The organism is Maribacter aquimaris, from assembly GCF_014596745.1.
In the GTDB taxonomy this organism is placed as follows: domain Bacteria; phylum Bacteroidota; class Bacteroidia; order Flavobacteriales; family Flavobacteriaceae; genus Maribacter_A; species Maribacter_A aquimaris.
In genome coordinates this window covers 101,400-115,817 of sequence record NZ_JABTCF010000006.1, presented here as the reverse complement: position 1 = coordinate 115,817, position 14,418 = coordinate 101,400, and the positions used below count along the sequence as shown (strand labels likewise).

The window sequence follows — 14,418 nt, the reverse complement described above, 5'->3', positions numbered from 1 at the left end:
ATGAAAGATAAACCACGCATATTACTGATTTACACTGGGGGTACCATCGGAATGATCAAGGATTATGAATCGGGTTCCCTTAGGGCGTTCGATTTTGGTGCCTTGATGAAGAATATACCCGAGTTGAACCAATTGGATTGTTTCATAGAAACCGTTTCGTTCGATATCCCGATAGATTCGTCCAATATGAATCCGAACCATTGGGTGAGGATTGCGGAATTGATTGAGGATAATTATCAAGGCTATGACGGTTTTGTGGTTTTGCATGGCAGTGATACCATGAGTTATACGGCATCGGCTTTAGGGTTTATGCTCGAGAATTTAGCGAAACCAGTGATTTTTACAGGTTCCCAGTTGCCTATTGGGGATTTGCGTACCGATGCCAAAGAGAATCTGATTACCTCGATACAAATCGCGGCCTTGCAAGGGAAGAAGGGACCTGTTGTTCAGGAAGTGGGACTGTATTTTGAGTATAAACTTTATCGTGCGAATAGGACCACGAAGATCAACGCAGAGCATTTTCAAGCGTTTAATTCGCCTAATTATCCGCCTTTGGCGGAGTCCGGTGTGCATTTAAAAGTGCATGATGAATACCTTTTTAAGCCAAAAACCACAAAAAAGCTAAAGGTTCATAAACACATGGATGATAATGTGGCTATTTTGAAAATATTTCCGGGATTGAATGAATCGGTGGTCAAAAGCGTGCTCAATGCGCCGAACTTAAAGGCGCTGATTCTGGAAACTTATGGGGCAGGAAACGCTCCTACGGAAAAATGGTGGTTGCAAGCCTTAAAAAAAGCCATTGAACGAAATCTTCATGTTGTCAATGTTACACAGTGTCCAGGGGGTAGTGTTATCATGGGAAGGTATGAAACCAGCAGGGCGTTGATGCGGATGCAAGTCATTAATGGTAAGGATATTACGACAGAGGCCGCTATAACGAAGCTGATGTACTTATTGGGGGACAATGTTTCCCCAAAGCTGTTTAAAACGATTTTTGAAACTTCCTTACGTGGAGAAATGCAATAAAAATAACGTTTTAAATTTCATTACTTGAGTATTTTTTTGTTAATTGGCCCACCTTTTGGGCTAATTTAGAGAGGTGGCCGAGTGGTCGAAGGCGCACGCCTGGAAAGTGTGTATACACCAAAAGTGTATCGAGGGTTCGAATCCCTTCCTCTCTGCAAAAAGCATTGGTGCGTAAAAACAAATGGGGAGTTGGCTTCAACATTTTTTTTAATGTGCGAGTCTAAGCTGTAAATCAGCGGTTTGGAATGCTTGTTTTTACTAAATTGAAGGTTATGGGAACTACGCGGTTTTCCCCTTGCCCAAAGCAAAAAAAAATACTATTTTTGTTATGTTTTTTATTTATCTTTAACCCTTATTAACTAACTAAATTTAAGTTTGAAAGAAATGAAAAGATTATTCTCTACCCTAGCTGTAGCTGGGTTATTTGTAGCAGGTACAAATACGGTAAGTGCAAACGTTGCTTCAGCAATGGTTGCTGTTCAGGAAACAGCACCAGAAGCTACTAAAGGTTTCACGCAGGTTTTAAAGGAAATGTTCATAACAGGTGGTGCCGGTTTCATGGGTATCGTACTTTTGTGTTTGATACTTGGTTTGGCAGTTGCCATTGAAAGGATCATTTACTTGAACATGGCAACAACCAACACAACGAAATTGAAACAACAAGTGGAAGATGCTTTGGCGTCCGGCGGTGTTGAAGCAGCCAAGGAAGTTTGTAGAAATACAAAAGGACCTGTTGCCTCTATATACTACCAAGGTTTGGACAGAGCTGATGAAAGTATCGATTCTGCTGAAAAATCAGTTGTAGCTTACGGTGGTGTTCAAATGGGTCAATTGGAGAAAAATGTTTCTTGGTTGTCTTTGTTTATCGCTATTGCCCCAATGCTTGGTTTCATGGGTACGGTTATTGGTATGATCCAGGCCTTCCAGAAAATTAGTGCAGTAGGTAACTTGAGTGCCTCATTGATCGCAGGTGATATTCAGGTAGCATTGTTAACAACGGTATTTGGTCTTATTACGGCTATCATACTTCAGATCTTCTATAACTACATCATTGCAAAAATCGATAGTATTGTTAATGATATGGAAGATTCATCAATCTCTTTGATTGATATGTTGGTAGACCACAAGAAATAAGTAGGACTTAATACAGATAGTATCATGCATAAATTTTTAAAAATATTTTTGTTAATTGTTGGTATTATATCCGCAGTACTCTGGTACATGTTGCCAGAAAAGGATATGCCAATGGCAGAAGCCGCCCAAAGTGGGGCGATGAACACAATGTTCATGATTACTTACCTTTTATTGGGTATTGCGGTAGTCGCTAGTTTAGTGTTCACATTGAAGAACCTTTTTGCAAATCCAGCTGGTCTTAAGAAAACCTTATTTGTGTTAGGTGGATTTATCTTGGTTGTTTTGATTTCCTATGTTTTGGCAAGTGGAACGGATATTTCCGATGACTATATGGCCATGTCGGATGAGAGCACAGTGAAGAAAATAGGAATGGGACTTAATGTATTCTTTATTCTTACAATCGTGGCTATTCTGGCAATTATTTTGCCAGGAATTAAAAGAATGTTCAGTAAATAAAAATAAACTATGGCTAGAAGAGCAGGAGCACCAGAAGTAAATGCTGGATCTATGGCGGACATAGCTTTCTTACTATTAATCTTTTTCTTGGTTACAACGACCATCGAGACAGATGCTGGTTTGGATCGTATGTTGCCACCGATGGAGCCGCCAGAGAATGTGGAAGATGTTGTTATTAAACAAAAGAACATCTTTCAGGTGAATATCAATAAGAATGGCCAATTGTTGGCCGACGAGGAATTGACTGACCTAAAGAGTTTAAGGGCAAAAGCAATGGCCTTTTTGGATAATGGCGGTGATGGATCTTGCAACTATTGCAAGGGCAAAAAGAATTCTGAATCTTCCGATAATCCAACCAAGGCGATTATTTCCTTGAAGAATGATAGGGAAACCAAATACGGGACCTATATCACGGTTCAGAATGAATTGGTAGGTGCTTATAACGATTTGCGGAATAGGGAGGCACAACGTCTATATGGCAGAAAATTTACTGACATGGAAGCGGAGTATCTTAACCCTGAAACAGCACAAAATGTTAAGGACGACCTAAAGGAAAAGGTAAAGAAGATACAGGATTTGTTTCCACAGAAACTATCAGAAGCTGAAACCTCAACCGCGAATTAATAATATCTAAAGAGAAGTTATGTCTAAATTTAGTAAGAAAAAAAGTGGAGAACTACCACCAGTGTCTACGGCATCGTTACCCGATATCGTGTTTATGCTGTTGTTCTTTTTCATGACGGTTACGGTTATGAAAGATAGTTCACTAAAGGTAGAGAACGTACTTCCTAACGCTAATGAGGTTAAGAAGTTGGAGAAAAAGGATCGTGTGATTTATATCTATGTTGGTAAACCAACCCAAGAATTCCAAAAGGTCTTTGGTTCTGAACCAAAGATTCAATTGAATGATAAATTCGCAAATCCTTCTGAAGTTGGTGATTATATTTTGGCAGAGAGGGCCAAAAAGTCCCAAGAATTGCAAAACGTTTTGACTACAGCTTTAAAAGTGGATAAGAATGCCAATATGGGATTGATATCCGATATAAAGCAAGAGTTAAGAAAAGTGAACGCCCTTAAGGTGAATTACACCACTTATGAAGGCGATGCTTTTAGGAACTTGCAGTAATACAATATTTCAAACTTAAAAAACGTCCTGGCCATACCGTCAGGACGTTTTTTATTTCATTATTTTTACTTTTAGGTAAAAGGTTTATTTCAGGGTGTTTTCTTAGTAACCGATTAATCGCTTCCGGGTTTTTATTTGACTATTAATTAGTTCCCCAAAATGGTATTTGATTGGTGTAAGTACATTTTATGAAACCTTTTTACAGTCTAACTTAATTATATTGGTAATGAAACAATTGATTCTTGGATTGCTTTTATGCTGTGCAATGGGATTGTATGCCCAAGACAACCAGGAAATCGAAACCTTGGATTCTAGGTATCTTGAAGATCAATTTTATTTGGGCATTACCTATAATTTTTTTCGGGACAAACCTGATGACTTTACCCAAAGAAACCTTTCTTATGGTTTGCAGGGGGGTATTATAAAGGATATTCCTGTCAATTCCAGCAGAACCTTTGCTATCGGTATTGGACTAGGGTATGCCGTAAATTCATATTATTCCAATCTTTGGGCATTTAAATCTTCGGAAGGAATAGATTATAGCCTAATAATTGATGATGAAATTGTTATAGACGATGAAACCATTCAAGTGGATCGAAACAAGTTGGAAACCCACGTACTTGAATTGCCTCTTGAGCTAAGATGGAGAAATTCCACGCTTGAGGAATATAAATTTACCAGGATCTATGCGGGTATGAAGTTGGGTTATATTTTTGCTGCCCGCTCTAAATTGGTTACTGATGCGGATAAAACTTCTTTCGCTAATCCGGATATTGCAAAGTTCCAATATGGGATTATGCTTAACATTGGATACAATACGTTCAATGCACATATATATTACTCCCTCAGTAATCTTTTTGAGGATGGCCCTATGATAGGCTCGGAGTCCATTAATTTAAAGCCGTTACGCATTGGCTTTATTTTCTATATTCTGTAATTAGGTCCATTGGGTTATTTGGTTGTCAAGCATGTTTTTGGTGTGTTCTTTGCAACCAAGAGGATTTCTTATGAATAATGTTCTCCCTATAGGTTTGTGGAATACCCTGATTAAATATAAGTTCCGTTAATAGAATCCATTTCGATTGGATTATTACGGTATTCGGATATAGTGATAGGTTTAGGTATTCAAAATGGTCTAATATGGGATATTGCCTTTTAATCCATGGAAGGAATAGGTCAGGGGTAGGGGAAGTGAATACGATCTATATGGGATCAAGAACAATTTCTGGGTATTTGGATATTTATGCAAATAATCGAGTTAACCTAAATAGGAAATATTCTGTATTTCTAACGCCTCTGAACGGAATCCTAAAAAAGGAACGGCCTATTTTCGATTTCGTTTTAAATCAAGTGGTTTCCGCATTGGGCGGAGGAAGCCGTCCATAGAGCATTTCACTTTAGTGAAAGCGGCCTGGACGGTGTGGCCGCGGGTTTCACTTGCTTTCCTCAATATGGGTCTCAGCAAAATGGCCAGGCTGCAGCTGGCTCCTCTAAACCAAGGTATGCGATACCTTGGTTTTTCGGCCCTGTTTCTTTTTTATTCATCGGCATGTCTATTGTTTTTTAGCGGTATTCATGAATGCTATGCATTTGAGGCAATGCAAAAAAGAACAGAACACGAACTTCGGGATTGGTTATACTTTCTTTTTCTAATTAGCACCCAACTTTTGGGATTGACCCTCTATATGGTCAAATGTATGGCAAGAATAAAATACAAGCGTTCTAACGCTGGGAAATCCATTAGGGGGCACTATGTCATGTGATTGTGAAAACGAACTGATTGACCCCTGTAAATTGGACCAGGATAAATGGATAGGGGTTTGAAAACAACACCACAACAGAGTAGCCATACTGTATGGGGTGTTGATATATGTTTGTTGGCCAAGATGTATATAGAAAGTGGGAATACCATTCCGGTAACTTTATTGAATCATATGGGGCATTAAGGAATGTATCCCAATGGTGTCTGGAGGCGATAACCCGGAGTAGGTCATTGCTTAAAAAAACCAAGATGCGGTTGAAAATTGCCAATAGTGGGTGTATGTGGCTTTTGTAGAGTCTTACAGCCAGTATTTAACCGTCAGTAATTGTGAAATTAGGCCTAGGCAAAGTCCGATCAACAATTCAATTTTGTTATGTGCTTTAAAATATAATCTAGAGGTAGCTACCAGGCCAATGGCTAGAATGAAAAAGCTTATCGCAATGGTGATGTTGATTTCAAAATGAATGCTAAGATTTATCAAGAACATCAACAAACTACCCATTCCCAATAGATGCATGCTGCTTTTAATTTTAAAAAACAAAAGAACCATAGTGGCGAAGGTGGCACCTACAAGACCCACAAAAAAGAAATACAGCTCAATGACATAATTATTGGGGATAACCTTGAGTACGATCATGAGTAAAAGTACCAGGTTTATGAATAAAGGGTATTTGCGCTCTTTGACAGTGGGCAACTGGACTGAGTGTACGTAGCCTATATTCTTTAATATAAGGAAGGTGATAATGGGTATGATGACAGTTAAGATGAAAATGGGTAATATATTGCCACTTTGTAGTTCTAAGGGACTGTATTTTGGGGTGATCAGGAAATAGGCAAAGGTCCCGGAAATGGGTATAAAAAGTGGGTGGAAAATATAGGAAATTGCCTTTTGAAAATTCCTCATTAGATCTGTTTACGCAATCTTGCCACGGGTATGCCCAATTGTTCGCGATATTTGGCTACCGTTCTACGTGCTATGGGATAACCTTTTTCTTTTAATATTGCCGCCAGTTTGTCATCGGTGAGTGGCTTTTTCTTTGCCTCTTCGGCTATTACCGTTTCCAGTATTTTTTTGATTTCCTTGGTCGAAACGTCCTCGCCTTGTTCATTTTTCATCGACTCCGAGAAATACTCCTTGATTAATTTGGTGCCATAGGGGGTATCAACATATTTGCTATTGGCGACCCTTGAAACCGTAGAAACGTCCATCTGGATTTCGTCGGCGATATCTTTAAGGATCATTGGCCTTAAATTGCGTTCATCCCCGGTCAGGAAATATTCTTTTTGATATTCCATGATGGCACTCATCGTTATCAACAACGTTTGTTGTCTTTGCTTTATGGCATCTATAAACCATTTCGCCGAATCTAACTTCTGTTTAATGAACATAACCGTGTCCTTTTGGGATTTAGACTTCTCCTTGGAGTCCTTAAAGCCCTTGAGCATGTTGTTATATTCTTTGGAAACATGCATTTCCGGTGCATTCCGGCCATTTAAGGTCAGTTCCAATTCGCCTTCGACGATTCTGATCGAGAAGTCAGGGACTACGTGTTCAACAATGCGATTGTTCCCGGCATAGGAACCACCCGGCTTGGGGTTTAGTTTTTCAATTTCCGAAATTGCGCCTTTTAGCTCGTCTTCGGTAATAGAATGCTTTTGAATTAATTTTTTGTAGTGTTTTTTGGTAAATTGGTCAAATGATTTTTCCAATATTAAAATAGCCCTTTCAATATGGGCATTGGGTTCCTTTCTTTTTAATTGGATAATCAGACTCTCTTCCAAAGAGCGTGCCGCCACTCCGGGTGGATCGAGGGCCTGAACCACCTTCAACACAGATTCAATGGTTTTTTCGTCAGTATAAATATTTTGGGTAAAAGCCAGATCATCCATAATGTCGGCCAAGGGTCTCCTTATATAACCGCTTTCATCCACACTACCTACCAAAAATTCGGCAATACTCCATTCTTCATCATTAAGATAAACGGTATTCAGTTGGTTCAACAGGTATTGGTTGAAAGAGGTGCCTGCCGCATATGGCACGCTCTTCTCGTCATCATCGGCACTATAATTATTAGCCTTTGTACGATAATCAGGAATCTCATCGTCACTGAGGTACTCATCGATATTTATATCCTCCGTATTGATACTGTCGCCATCTGGCTCGTCATCATATAGGTCATCGTATTCATCATCAATACTGTCATTTTCCTCTTTGCCACCTTCCAAAGCCGGATTTTCTTCCAATTCCTGTTTCAGGCGTTGTTCAAATGCCTGTGTAGGAAGTTGTATCAGCTTCATCAACTGAATCTGCTGGGGCGATAGCTTTTGCGATAATTTAAACTGTAAGTGTTGTTTGAGCATTGATATTGATTGTTGCCTTATAAAGTTAGCAATTTCAGATTAGAACTCCGCATTCTGTGGCGTTCTTGGGAAAGGAATTACATCCCTGATATTTCCCATGCCAGTTGCGAATAGCACTAAACGTTCAAAGCCCAGGCCAAATCCGCTATGTACTGCAGAACCAAATTTCCTCAAATCGAGATACCACCATAGTTCCTTTTCATCAATACCAAGCGCTGCAATTTTATCCTTGAGTACATCCAAACGTTCCTCTCTTTGGGAGCCTCCCACAATTTCGCCGATTCCTGGAAATAGGATGTCCATGGCCCTAACTGTTTTTCCATCCTCATTAAGTCGCATGTAGAATGCCTTGATATTCGCTGGGTAATCAAAGAGTATTACGGGGCATTTAAAGTGTTTTTCAACAAGATAGCGTTCGTGTTCGCTCTGAAGGTCAGCACCCCACTCATCGATGGTGTATTGGAATTTTTTCTTTTTATTGGGCTTGCTGTTTCTTAAGATGTCTATGGCCTCAGTATAGGAAACCCTTTTAAAATTATTCTCGCAAATAAATTTCAATTTCTCGATCAACGCCATTTCGCTGCGCTCTGCCTGAGGTTTCGATTTTTCCTCATCCAGCAACCTCTTTTCCAAAAATTGCAAATCATCATTACAATTCTCAAGAACATACTTGATCACATATTTGATGAAGTCTTCTGCCAAATCCATATTGGCATCCAAATCATAAAAGGCCATTTCGGGTTCGATCATCCAAAATTCGGCCAAATGTCTGGAAGTGTTCGAGTTTTCAGCCCTGAAGGTAGGGCCAAAGGTATATACCTTACCCAATGCCATGGCATAGGTCTCGGCTTCCAATTGTCCCGAAACAGTTAAGTTGGTTTCCTTGCCAAAGAAGTCTTCCTTGTAATTTACCTCACCCTCCTCATTTAAAGGGGGATTTTTGCTGTCCAATGTGGTTACCTTGAACATTTCACCCGCACCTTCGGCGTCGGAGCCCGTGATGATCGGCGCATGGAAATAATAGAAATCATTCTGTCTAAAATATTGGTGTATGGCAAAGGACAATGCTGAACGTACACGCATTACCGCAGAAAAGGTATTGGTCCGTATGCGTAAATGGGCCTTTTCCCTTAGGAATTCCAAAGAGTGTTTTTTCGGCTGAATAGGATAGGTTTCCGGATCGGCATCGCCATGGACGAATATGTCGCTTACTTGAATTTCAACATTCTGGCCCCTACCTTGACTTTCGACCAATGTGCCACTTATCTTCAAAGCGGAACCGGTATTTATTTTTTTTAAAACGCCATCCTCTAATTTTTCAAAGTCAACAACGCATTGGATGTTGTTTATTGTTGATCCATCATTGAGGGCGATAAACCTATTGCTTCTAAAGGTTCTGACCCAGCCATTTACCGTCACTTCCTGAAGCTTTGGAGCCATAGAAAGCAGTTCTTTTACATTTGGAGATTTCATTTTAAGTCAAATAAAAATTAAAAGTTCAAATATAGCCTTTTGCACAAAAAGAAGCGAGTTCTAAAATGTATAAAAAACCGAGTTAAGAGTATTATTGTAAGGGATTCCTTGTTTTAGGGATTCACTTTGGGGTCGATGACTGGTAAATACATCAAGGCGTAGCTTGTTTATGGGGCAGAAGGGGAATTCATTTACCGAAGACCCATGGAAAGTTTTGTTCCGATTACGGCTATTCCTTGGTGTTGTCTTCTTCTATGGGAAGAATGTCTATCTGTGGCTTCTTTAAGACTTGCTTATTCGCTATACTTCGTTCTAAGGAGAGTAATAGCGAGGGAAGCAGGATTAAGTTGGCCATCATCGCGAATAGAAGGGTGGCCGAAACCAATGCTCCCAAGGCTACAGTGCCTCCAAAGTTGGAGATGACAAAAACAGAAAACCCAAAAAAGAGGACAATTGACGTATAGAACATACTGACCCCGGTTTCCCGTAAGGCGGCATAGACCGATTTTTTAATTTGCCATTGGTGTGTTGCCAGTTCCTGGCGGTATTTGGCAAGAAAGTGTATGGTGTCATCGACCGATATCCCAAAGGCAATGCTAAATACCAAAATGGTGGAAGGTTTTATGGGTACCCCGACAAATCCCATGACTCCCGCCGTAATTACAAGGGGCAATAGATTGGGAATCAATGATATGACAATCATTTTAAAGGATCGGAAAAGAAAAGCCATGAACAAGGCGATGAGGAAGATGGCAAAGGCCAAGGAAAGTACCAGGTTCTTAACCAGGTATTTAGTGCCTTTCAAAAACAACAAAGCGCTTCCCGTCAAATAAACAGTGTACCTTTCAGCAGGGAATATCTTGGCGACATTCTCCAATAACCGGGCTTCGATATCTTCCATGCGCTCGGTTTTCACATCCTTCATAAACGTCGTTATCCTTGCTGTTTGCCCCGTACTGTCCACAAAACTTTTCAATAAATTGCCGTCGTTCGAAGACTTTCGGGCCACATCCATTATAAAACTGTTTTCCTGGGTTGTGGGAAGTTGGTAGTACTTGGGAATGCCGTTGTAAAAAGCTTGTTTCGAATATTTGACCAAATTCACGACTGAAATCGGCTTCGATAACTCGGGGATCTCATCGATCACAGTGCTGAGTTGATCCATTCTTTTGAGTGTGGCGGGCTTAAGTACCCCTTTTGGCCTTTTGGTGTCCACAACAATTTCAACAGGCATGATACCGTCGAATTCTTTTTCAAAAAAACGGATGTCCTTGAAAAATTGCGCCTTCTTTGGCATGTCTTCGATAGGGCTACCCGAAATTTCTATTTGATAGATGCCTATAATACTCACGACCAACAGGACAATGGATGTGATGTATACGGTAATGCGTTTTTCACGTACGATGTGCTCCATGCGATTCACAAAAGCATCAATCCATTTTTTGTTAAGGTGTTTTAAGTGCTTTGTTTTGGGCAAAGGCATAAAACTATAGACAATAGGTATGATAAGAAGTGACAAAACGAATATACCAAGAATATTGATGGAGGCTACAATACCGAATTCTTTCAACAATTTACTGTCGGTTATAATGAAGGTTGCAAAACCAGAGGCTGTGGTAATGTTCGTCATCAAAGTGGCATTCCCTATTTTAGAGATTACCCGTTGTAGGGAGAGTGCCTGATTCCCGTGTTTTTTGACTTCTTGTTGGTATTTGTTGATCAGGAAAATACAGTTGGGGATTCCTATTACAATGATCAATGGGGGAATCAATGCCGTCAATACGGTTATTTCATACTGTAATAAACCTAAAATACCAAAGGCCCACATCACTCCAATGATTACAACGAACATTGAAATAAGGGTGGCGCGGAAACTCCTAAAAAAGAAAAAGAATATCAACGAAGTTACGCCAAGGGCAGCAAGAATGAACTTGCCAATTTCGTCGATAATGTTCTGTGAATTCATTGTCCTGATATAGGGCATACCCGATACCCTTACGTCCAAACCGGTTTCTTCCTCGAAATTGTCAATGAGATGGGTGAGGTCTTCCAGGATGAAATCCTTTCTCACCGAAGTATTTACAATATCCTTGTCCAAATACATGACGGTTCGAATAGTCCTACTCTCTTTATTGAACAATAAATTGTCATAAAAAGGGAGGTCGTTAAAAAGATGGTTTATTAGGGTATCAACATCCTTTTGTGTCTTTATTTCGGTTTTTATGAGGGGTTCAAAGATGAATTTTTGATTTTCCTGGTCTTTGACAAGCTCTTGAAGGTTATCTGTGGAAAGTACAAAATCAACCTCAGGGAATGCCCCCAGTTGTTTGCTCAATTTATTCCATCGATTGAAATTCTTTGGGGTATAAAGGGCACTATCCTTAACGGCAAATACCACGGCATTGCCCTCTTCGCCAAATTGACGTAAAAATTTATTGTATTCGATATTTACCGGATGATCATCAGGTAATAGATTGGCTTGGGAATTACTGAAGCGCATATTTCCCCACTGCATGGCCAAAAAGAAAGTCAGGGCGGCGACCAAAAACAGAATTAAAATACGATTCCTTAAAATAATCCGGGCGATCCGTGCCCAAAAGCCTTGTGTTAATTTAGCTACCATCTGGGATTTTTACGAGCGCAAAGGTAAAGAATGCTTGGTTGTCTTCCTAAATTGGAGCTATGAAATAAAATTTCAAGGTAACGTTTACTAAAAAGGCGACCCACGGGTCGCCTTTTCTGTGATTCCAATACTAAATAACAGTCTTATACTTTCATTATTTCCTCCTCCTTTACGGATAGGAAAGCATCGATTTTTTTAATGTATTTGTCGGTTAAGGCTTGAATATCCGCTTCTGCATTTTTCTGAAGGTCTTCGGAGACGTCATCCAGATCGCGTATTTCCTTATTGGCGTCTTGCCTGGCATTTCGTACGCCAACTTTTGCGTGTTCACCTGCTGCTTTAGCCTGTTTAGCTAATTGGATCCTGCGCTCTTCGGTCAATGGAGGCACATTGATGATGACCATATCGCCATTGTTCATGGGGTTGAACCCAAGATTGGCATTCATGATGGCTTTTTCTATTTCATGAAGCATGGCCTTTTCCCAAGGTTGTACAGATAGTGTTCTGCCGTCTGGGGTATTTATGTTGGCTACCTGCGATAATGGGGTTTGCGATCCGTAATAATCTACCATTACGGAAGATAGCATTGAAGGGTTTGCTTTACCGGCACGGATTTTAATAAACTCTTTTTGAAGATGAATGATGGCTGCATCCATGCTTTCTTTTGCAGTATCTAAAATAAATGTAATTTCTTCGTTCATAATCTTTAATTTAATAATCAAATTAGCACAAAGTGTTCCAAACTATAAATTTACTTTTGTGCCTACATTTTCACCATCGAGTACCCTTAGAAGGTTCCCTTTTTTATTCATATCGAAAACGATGATAGGGAGTTCGTTTTCCTGACTTAAAGTAAATGCGGTCGTATCCATAACTTTCAATCCTTTACTGAGTACCTCATTAAAGGATATGGTGTCGAATTTGGTGGCGTCTTTGTTTTTTTCAGGATCGGAAGTATATATGCCATCAACCCTTGTCCCTTTTAGGATTACATCCGCCTCTATTTCAATAGCCCTTAATACTGCAGCGGAATCTGTTGTAAAATATGGGTTTCCGGTTCCTCCACCAAAAATCACTACCCTGCCTTTTTCCAAATGTCTCATGGCTCGTCTGCGAATAAAAGGTTCAGCCACCTCATTGATTTTTATGGCTGATTGTAGGCGGGTTTCCACCCCTGCGATTTCAAGTGCGCTTTGAAGTGCCAAGCCATTGATCACGGTTGCGAGCATACCCATGTGGTCTCCTTGAACGCGGTCCATGCCATTACTGGCGCCGGCCAATCCCCGAAAGATATTGCCACCGCCGATAACTACGGCTACTTGCATGCCTTTTTCGACCACTTCCTTTATTTCCGCAGCATATTCAGCAAGTCTCTTTGGGTCGATACCATATTGTTTCTCGCCCATTAAGGCTTCGCCGCTTAGTTTTAAAAGTATTCTTTTGTATTGCATGCCTAGTGTATATTTTTAACAAAAATAGTCAAAAAAACTTATCGTGCGTTGCCATTTTTACATGCATACGGGGATAGGTTTGTTTCTTTGGGATTTGGCAAAAAAAAACCACCATACGAATATATGGTGGTTTATTGTTTTTGGAAAGCCTTGTTTAGCCCAAAGCAACCCTTTTAAATCCTGTGACAATTAAATTAGCGTCTACTGATTTTACGTATTCGGCAACACTTTGTTTGCTGTCTTTGATGAAAGCTTGGTTCACCAAGGTGTTGTCTTTAAAGAATCGTTTAAGTTTTCCTTTGGCGATGTTGTCCAACATAGCTTCTGGTTTACCTTCTTGACGCAATAGGTCTTTTGCAATTTCGATTTCCTTGTCAATTACAGTTTGGTCAACACCATCTTCATTCAGGGCAACCGGGTTCATTGCTGCGGCTTGCATCGCTACATCCTTTGCAACAACATCAGCACCATCTACAACAGCGGAAAGACCCGATAAGGTAGCGATTTTGTTACCAGCATGAATATAGGATCCAACGAAAGCTGCGCTTAATTTGGCGAAACCTCCAATTTCAATTTTCTCACCGATAACACCAGTTTGTTCAGTAAGTTTATCCTGAACACTCATACCGTTGAAATCTGCAGCAAGAAAATCTTCTTTAGTGTCGCAATCCAAGGCCAAAGTGGCCAAGTCGTTTGCCAAGCTTACGAAACTTTCGTTTTTCGCAACGAAATCTGTTTCACAGTTCAATGAAATAATAACACCGGTAGTGTTATCTGCATTTACCTTAGCTATGGCAGCTCCTTCAGAGGATTCCCTGTCGGCTCTTTTAGCAGCAACTTTCTGACCTTTTTTACGAAGGGTTTCAATTGCTTTTTCAAAATCCCCTTCAGATTCAACCAATGCATTTTTGCAGTCCATCATCCCTGCTCCAGTGGTCTTTCTTAATTTATTTACTTCTGCGGCGGTAATTTTAGCCATCTTATTTGTTATTTAATTCTGTCA

General features: G+C 40.0%; 14 protein-coding genes and 1 tRNA gene. 8 read left to right on the top strand and 7 right to left on the bottom strand.

The window, feature by feature from the left end; genetic code table 11:
- The 8 genes from HPE56_RS11090 to HPE56_RS11055 all read left to right on the top strand — a co-directional run bounded on the left by HPE56_RS11090 (nt 1) and on the right by HPE56_RS11055 (nt 5,131).
- Nucleotides 1-1,029 carry an asparaginase gene (locus tag HPE56_RS11090; protein WP_188243827.1) on the top strand — a complete coding sequence of 343 codons (1,029 nt, stop codon included), beginning with the start codon at nt 1-3 and terminating at the stop codon, nt 1,027-1,029.
- Nucleotides 1,030-1,096: 67 nt separating this feature from the next.
- Nucleotides 1,097-1,184 (top strand) — tRNA-Ser (locus HPE56_RS11085).
- Between the two features lie 229 nt (nt 1,185-1,413).
- Nucleotides 1,414-2,163: a MotA/TolQ/ExbB proton channel family protein gene (locus HPE56_RS11080; RefSeq protein WP_188243826.1), complete on the top strand. Its 750-nt coding sequence runs from the start codon at nt 1,414-1,416 to the stop codon at nt 2,161-2,163.
- A 24-nt stretch (nt 2,164-2,187) separates the two neighbouring features.
- Entirely contained in the window at nt 2,188-2,619 is a 432-nt protein-coding gene (locus tag HPE56_RS11075) for a hypothetical protein (RefSeq protein WP_188243825.1), read from the top strand.
- Between the two features lie 9 nt (nt 2,620-2,628).
- Entirely contained in the window at nt 2,629-3,243 is a 615-nt protein-coding gene (locus HPE56_RS11070) for an ExbD/TolR family protein (RefSeq protein ID WP_188243824.1), read from the top strand.
- A 19-nt stretch (nt 3,244-3,262) separates the two neighbouring features.
- Nucleotides 3,263-3,745, top strand: coding sequence for an ExbD/TolR family protein (locus tag HPE56_RS11065; protein WP_188243823.1), 483 nt, complete (start codon nt 3,263-3,265; stop codon nt 3,743-3,745).
- A gap of 226 nt (nt 3,746-3,971) precedes the next feature.
- Nucleotides 3,972-4,682, top strand: coding sequence for a porin family protein (locus HPE56_RS11060; RefSeq protein WP_188243822.1), 711 nt, complete (start codon nt 3,972-3,974; stop codon nt 4,680-4,682).
- Nucleotides 4,683-4,885: 203 nt separating this feature from the next.
- Nucleotides 4,886-5,131, top strand: coding sequence for a hypothetical protein (locus tag HPE56_RS11055; protein WP_188243821.1), 246 nt, complete (start codon nt 4,886-4,888; stop codon nt 5,129-5,131).
- Nucleotides 5,132-5,805: 674 nt separating this feature from the next.
- On the opposite strand, the gene HPE56_RS11050 is transcribed toward HPE56_RS11055, so the two are convergent.
- The 7 genes from HPE56_RS11050 to tsf form a co-directional block, all read right to left on the bottom strand.
- Nucleotides 5,806-6,411: a hypothetical protein gene (locus tag HPE56_RS11050; RefSeq protein ID WP_188243820.1), complete on the bottom strand. Its 606-nt coding sequence runs from the start codon at nt 6,409-6,411 to the stop codon at nt 5,806-5,808.
- On the bottom strand, nt 6,411-7,868 hold the full coding sequence (rpoN, locus tag HPE56_RS11045) for an RNA polymerase factor sigma-54 (protein WP_188243819.1): 1,458 nt from the start codon (nt 7,866-7,868) through the stop codon (nt 6,411-6,413). Before rpoN ends, HPE56_RS11050 begins: the two co-directional genes overlap by 1 nt.
- Nucleotides 7,869-7,907: 39 nt before the next feature.
- A complete protein-coding gene (gene asnS / locus HPE56_RS11040; RefSeq protein ID WP_188243818.1) occupies nt 7,908-9,341 on the bottom strand; it encodes an asparagine--tRNA ligase in 1,434 nt (477 codons plus the stop codon).
- 229 nt (nt 9,342-9,570) lie between these two features.
- Nucleotides 9,571-11,964: an efflux RND transporter permease subunit gene (locus HPE56_RS11035; RefSeq protein WP_188243817.1), complete on the bottom strand. Its 2,394-nt coding sequence runs from the start codon at nt 11,962-11,964 to the stop codon at nt 9,571-9,573.
- Between the two features lie 143 nt (nt 11,965-12,107).
- The gene (frr, locus tag HPE56_RS11030; protein ID WP_188243816.1) at nt 12,108-12,665 is read right to left on the bottom strand and encodes a ribosome recycling factor; all 558 of its coding nucleotides are present in this window, start codon (nt 12,663-12,665) and stop codon (nt 12,108-12,110) included.
- Between the two features lie 42 nt (nt 12,666-12,707).
- The gene (gene pyrH, locus HPE56_RS11025) at nt 12,708-13,415 is read right to left on the bottom strand and encodes a UMP kinase (protein WP_188243815.1); all 708 of its coding nucleotides are present in this window, start codon (nt 13,413-13,415) and stop codon (nt 12,708-12,710) included.
- Nucleotides 13,416-13,569: 154 nt separating this feature from the next.
- Nucleotides 13,570-14,394, bottom strand: coding sequence for a translation elongation factor Ts (gene tsf / locus HPE56_RS11020; protein ID WP_188243814.1), 825 nt, complete (start codon nt 14,392-14,394; stop codon nt 13,570-13,572).
- Nucleotides 14,395-14,418 lie beyond the last annotated feature (24 nt).